The organism is Longimicrobiaceae bacterium (genome assembly GCA_035696245.1).
Classification (GTDB): Bacteria; Gemmatimonadota; Gemmatimonadetes; order Longimicrobiales; family Longimicrobiaceae; genus DASRQW01.
In genome coordinates, this window is record DASRQW010000193.1 from 1 (window position 1) to 5,470 (window position 5,470).

At 72.3% G+C, this 5,470-nt stretch carries 6 protein-coding genes; 2 read left to right on the forward strand and 4 right to left on the reverse strand.

All coding sequences use genetic code 11. From position 1 onward, the window contains the following. The first annotated feature begins 461 nt into the window (after positions 1–461). Complete coding sequence (gene rpsU, locus VFE05_09210; protein ID HET6230234.1) at positions 462–671, forward strand: 30S ribosomal protein S21; 210 nt, start codon at positions 462–464, stop codon at positions 669–671. A 68-nt stretch (positions 672–739) separates the two neighbouring features. Further along, entirely contained in the window at positions 740–949 is a 210-nt protein-coding gene (locus VFE05_09215; protein ID HET6230235.1) for a cold shock domain-containing protein, read from the forward strand. A gap of 492 nt (positions 950–1,441) precedes the next feature. Here VFE05_09215 and VFE05_09220 read toward each other — a convergent pair whose 3' ends face one another. The 4 genes from VFE05_09220 to VFE05_09235 form a co-directional block, all read right to left on the reverse strand. Beyond that, positions 1,442–1,852 carry a c-type cytochrome gene (locus VFE05_09220; protein ID HET6230236.1) on the reverse strand — a complete coding sequence of 137 codons (411 nt, stop codon included), beginning with the start codon at positions 1,850–1,852 and terminating at the stop codon, positions 1,442–1,444. Between the two features lie 105 nt (positions 1,853–1,957). After that, positions 1,958–2,650 (reverse strand): zinc ribbon domain-containing protein, encoded by a 693-nt coding sequence (locus VFE05_09225; GenBank protein ID HET6230237.1) that lies wholly within the window; start codon positions 2,648–2,650, stop codon positions 1,958–1,960. 51 nt (positions 2,651–2,701) lie between these two features. After that, positions 2,702–3,811: a tetratricopeptide repeat protein gene (locus tag VFE05_09230; protein ID HET6230238.1), complete on the reverse strand. Its 1,110-nt coding sequence runs from the start codon at positions 3,809–3,811 to the stop codon at positions 2,702–2,704. Between the two features lie 52 nt (positions 3,812–3,863). Then, the gene (locus tag VFE05_09235) at positions 3,864–4,994 is read right to left on the reverse strand and encodes a tetratricopeptide repeat protein (protein ID HET6230239.1); all 1,131 of its coding nucleotides are present in this window, start codon (positions 4,992–4,994) and stop codon (positions 3,864–3,866) included. Positions 4,995–5,470 lie beyond the last annotated feature (476 nt).

The following is a 5,470-nucleotide window of genomic DNA, read 5'->3' on the forward strand; positions in this document are numbered from 1 at the left end:
CAAGAGCACGGGCGCTGCGGCCAAGAAGTCGGCCGGCGGGAGCAAGGGCGGCGGCGCCACCGCGAAGAAGTCGGCCGGCAAGTAGCACCGGCCGTCAGTCGGCACGCGAGAGGCCGCACCACCAGGCGAGGTGCGGCCCCACTGCGTTACTGTAGATGCGACCGGTTCTGGCGATGCGGATTGGGCGGATGGCGGAGCACGAGCTTCGCGGTCCGGTAGAGCTTCGATCTGCGGGCCGATCACCTGTCGCTGTCCGCCGTCCACCCTGAGGGCGGGAGGGCATCAACGCAGCGGCGGCGAGGGTTGACAGGTGCGAGGGGGCTAGCTATAATCGAGTTTAGCGACAAATGGGCCCTGCAACGGTCGTTTGTAGAACCGGAGACAGAAGAGACCTGGGCGCCGCTACTACCGAGCCGGTCTCTTTTTTCATTTCCATCAGATTCCGCACCTGGAGGTATTGCGTGGTCGAGATTCAGCTTGGTGAGAACGATCGTCTGGACTGGGCGCTGAAGCAGTTCCGCCGTCGCATGATCCGTTCGGGTCTGTTCAAGGACATGCGCCGCAAGCGGTTCTACGAGAAGCCCAGCGAGGCGAAGAAGGCCAAGTCGAAGGCTGCGCAGCGCCGTCGTGCGAAGGACCGCCGCAGTGCCCGCCGCGGGGGGCAGTTCTAGGCCCGCGATCAGACCGTCCGGACCCGAGCTAAGGGGCCGGACAGCAATCACACAAAGGGAAACACCGAATGCGCACCACCGGTACCGTGAAGTGGTTCAACGACGCGAAGGGCTTCGGCTTCATCACGCCTGAGAGCGGGGAGAAGGACTGCTTCGTCCATCACTCCGCCATCCAGGCGCAGGGCTTCCGCACCCTCGCCGAGGGCGAGCGGGTCGAGTTCACCATCGTCGACGGTGCCAAGGGCCCCGCGGCGGAGAACGTGACCCGCGTCGACTGAGCCGCTTCCCCGGAAGCAGCTGAAGAAGGGCGCCCCGTCATCTCGACGGGGCGCCCTTCTCGCGTCCGGGCGTGTCGTCGCCGGTGTTCTCGCGTCCTCCGTGGATGCGCAGATCCGGCGTTCTCGAGCATCCGCAATGCCTCCGCAACCCGATGCGGATCGGGTACGACGAATCGCACCGTTCGTCGTACCCCAAAATGATGTGCGGCGGGAGACTCGCGCGGCGTGATCCGTCAGCCGGCGTGGAGCACGCGAGGCTCACGCCGCGGGCGGGGAGACCCCGGACGGAGGCGGGCCAGGCAGTATCGGCCCGCCGGAGGAGGAGGCTCCCCGACCCCGCGCAGGAGACGGGCGGCAGGCACCGCAGTTCAGAGGTGCCGACCGCCTGGCTCCGGAGCGGCCCGACGCACCAACCGCATCCGAAGCGCGACCCACGCAAGAAGCCTCCGAAGAGATGACCTCTCCGGAGGCTTCCTCACGTCCGTATCTCGCCTACTGCTTGTGCGAGAGGGAGTACGTGTAGGCGGCGACGGCGCGGACCTGAGCGTCGGTGAGCTCGTGCGACGCGGGCATGTACGAAATCTCGTCCTTGCGGCCGGGGGCGCCGTTGCGCACCACGGTGCCGATCTCCTCGAACGAGCCGCCCTTCGCCACGGTCCACGCGGTGTCGGTGAGCGCGGAGCCCAGCTGCGTCCCCTCGCCGTTCTCGCCGTGACACACCACGCACCGCTCGGCGAAGATCTGCTGGCCCTCGGTGCCCGCGTCGGCCGCCACGCCCTGCGGCATGGCCCCCGGCGGCGCGGCCCTGTGCACCACCGGAGCCTCCGCCTGCTGCCCGTCCGCCCCGCCGCCCGCGCCCGCACCCTTCCCGCATGCCGCAGCCGCGACCAGCACGGCCGCCATCCACGCCCCTCGCCGCATCCGTACCTCTTTCCCCGTTGCCCGGCCATTTGCCGCGGGCGCCGCGCCGCCGAAAACGGCGGGGGCGGCGCCCGGTCGAGCCCGCCCCTACCGCAAGCGCTGTTCCGGCTTGGGCGCGGGGGCCGGCGCCGTCTGCCGGGGCCAGCCGCAGTTGGCGCAGAAGCTCCACTCCGGCTCCACCATGGCGCTGCACTCGGCGCACGGCACGGGCTTGAGGCACTTGCCGCAGAACGGGCAGAAGCGCACGTCGCCGTCCTTGGGCAGCGTGGACCGGCAGCCGGGGCACGCGGGCGCGGGAGGCGCCTGCGGCGCGGCGGCGGGAGCGGCCTGGCGGGGCGAGGTGGCGTCCATCGACGGCGGCGGCTTCGCACCCGCGCGGCGCGGCGCGCGCTCGCCCGCGGGAGACGCAGCGGAGGCGGCGGGAGGCGGCGGCGACGGCACGTCGATCCGCACGGCGATGTTGGGGTTGACGTGCGCCGCGGCGTCGGAGTAGTCCCGGTAGACGCCGAGGATGGGATTCGGCGCGGCCAGCTCGCGCTGCAGCTCCTCCAGCACGTCGACCGCGTCCACGCGCACGTACCCGCGCTCGCCGGCCAGCAGGCGCAGCAGGGCGTGCTCGTACGCGGCCAGCTCGGTGAAGCCCAGGTCCGCCCGCACGGCGCGGTACGGCACCAGTGTCTGGTACACCTCGCCGATGGTCACGGGCACGCCGCCGGCCTCGCGCGGGGCGTGGGCCAGGCTCTCTACCATCCGCCGGTACAGGCGGTCCAGTGCGTCCATCGGGCTGCTTGGGGGTGCGGAAACGGGAGAGGAAGTCGCGGCGGCGGTGCGCTACGGGACGGTCACGGCCGGCGGCTGGGCGCCCGCGGGCGCGCCGGGGCCGCCGGCGGGAACGGTGCCATCGGCTGGATACGCGGGCGCGGCCGGCAAGGGCGCGGCGGGGATCATCGCGCGCACCTGCGGCGGGGCGCCGGCCAGCGCGCGCTCGGCGGCGGCGGGCTGGCCGGCGGCGCGGAGTGCGCGGACCAGGCCGCCCCAGCCGAGCGTGCTCTGCGGGTCCGCGGCGATGGCGGTGCGGAAGTGCGGGACCGCCTGCGCAGGGTGCCCGCTGTCCAGCAGCAGGAAGCCCAGCTCGGTGCGCAGCCGCGGGTCGTCGGGCGCGGCCTGGAGCCCCGCCTTGATCTCGCGCGCGGAGTCCGCCCGCCGGCCGGAGCGGCGGTAGATCTGCGAGAGGTAGAGGTGCGGCGTGGCGTCGTCCGGATGCGCGACGGAGTACGCCATGAAGGTCCGCTCGGCCTCGTTCACCTGGCCCTGGCGGAAGAGCGACTCTCCGCGCGCCAACTCGGCCGTGCCGCTCCGCCCGCGCGTGAGCCACACCGCCGCGCCCACGAGCAGCGCCGCCAGCACCGCCGCTGTGGCGATCAGCCCCCACGGGCGCCCGCGCGAGGCGGAGGTGGGCACGGCGTGCACGGCCTCCTCTTCGGCCGACGGGGGGATGAGCGTCTGGTCCGCGGGCGTGAAGACCGGGTCCTGCATGGCCGTGGGCAGGGGATGCGCGGTGACGTGCCGCTCCAGCCCCTCGGCCACGGAGAGCGCCACGTCGGCGTCGCGCTGCGTGGCCGCGCCGCCCGCGGCGATGCGGTTCGCGCCGGCCATCATCTCGTAGAAGCCCGCCGCCAGCTCCATGGGCAGGCGGTCGCGCTGGCGCAGCTCGGCCAGCATGGCCTCGGCCGGCAGGTCGTCTGGCGACAGCGCGCGCAGGCGCAGGTCCACCGGCGCGGTGGGGTCGTCGCGCAGCAGGCGCCGCAGCGTGGTCTCGACCGCCCCCGCCAGCCTCACCACCGCACGCGCCCTGGCGCCCTCGTCGCCGCCGCGAAGCGCCCACAGCTCCTGCTCGGCCGCGCGCAGCGGCCGCAGCGTAGATTCCCGGTCCGTGCTCATCCCCCGTCCCTTCCCGTCAGCCGTTGGGTACGTACCTGGCCCGTGGCCCGCGTCACGACTCGATGCGCAGCAGCCCGATGCGTGCTCCGCCGCGGACGAACGCCTCGGCGGTGTCGCAGGGCAGCTCGGCGCCCGTGCGCTCGCGGACCAGCAGGGCCGCGCGGTGCATGAACGACGCCAGCGGCTCGTCCGGGTCGGCCGTGGTGTCGCGCATCCGCGCCACGATCTGCTCCCACGTGCCCTCGTACACGCGGCCCTCCACGGTGCGCACGCGGTGCATCTGCACCTCGGTGTCGCCGCGCGCCTCGCCGGGGCTGAGCATGCGCATGATGAAGTCGATCTGCGACGACGCGTCGGCCACGGCGGGCGGCACGTCGTCTCCCCCGCCCTCGAACGAGGCTTCGACCTCGGCCAGCAGGTGGTCGATCTCGTCGGGCTCTGCCTCCAGCTCGGCCAGCCGCTCGCGCCAGGGGACGAAGAGGGCGTCGCCGTCCTGCAGCCCCGCGAGCGAGCACTTCAGCTCGATGTAGCGCCAGAGCGAGAGCGTGTCCCAGTGCTCGGCCGGAGGCACGCGCTCCAGCTCGGCCAGGGCGCCGGCGCTGTCGCCGCGGTCGTGCAGCAGGTGCGACAGGTAGATGCGCGCCTCGTGAAGCTCGGCGTCCAGCCGCAGCGCCCGCCGCAGCTCGCGGCGCGCGCCCACGTCGTCGCCCAGCGCGTGCAGCGTGTACCCGCGCGCCGCCGCGACCTCGGCCGAGTCGGGGTGCGCGGCGCCCAGGACACTGAAGCGCGAGCGGGCGTCGGCGAACAGACCCTCGCGGTACAGCGCGCGGCCGATGGTGAGGCCCAGCTCCAGGTCGTCGGCCAGCCCCATCTCGTCCACGCGCGCGAAGCAGCGCACCGCCTCGTCCACCTGGCCGAACTTGAGCAGGGTCTCGCCCAGGCCCACCCACGCGTCCTCGTAGTCGTCGTCCAGGTCCAGCGCGCGGCGAAAGGAGCCGCGGGCCCAGGCGTATTCCTCGCGCGCCATGCGCACGTAGCCCACGCCCACGTGCAGCAGCACCGACTCGGGGTGGTGCGCCAGGCCCTCGCGCAGCACCTCGAGCGCGGCGTCGTAGTCGCCCGCGTCGTAGAAGCGGTGGGCCTGCTCGTCGTACTCTTCCGAGCTGAGGAACGGTGATGCCATGAAGCCCTCGCCCCCGTGCAGGGGTGTGTGCCGGCGCGCGCCCGGACGGGCGTGCGGACCTGCGTTCGCATACCGCGGACGCGCGAGAAGCCGCCGCGCCGCCAGGCGCCAAATATAAGCGTGGCATCGCACAGCCCCAACCCCCGCGTGTTCTCGAAGGCGGTGCCCGCCGCCGGTCCTCCAGGAACAGGTGGATCGGGGAAGAGCCCGCGGCCCATCTCCCAGTCACAACGTCCCCCAACTCGGCTGTTCCGCGGCACAAACTACGGCGGAGGACGGAAGGTTCATCTGCCTACGGTCGTTCACAACACGGTTTGGCGGAAAAATAGATTCTGCATCCCAACCTGGCATCTACGAAGGAACTGCGCGCACAGTGGCGTCAGGAGCACGCATTCGAGTTGCCCATTGCAAGCGCCGTGGCGTTGACACATCTGTTTTTTCGCGTAAATTGACCGTTAACGTGATTTAGACACACC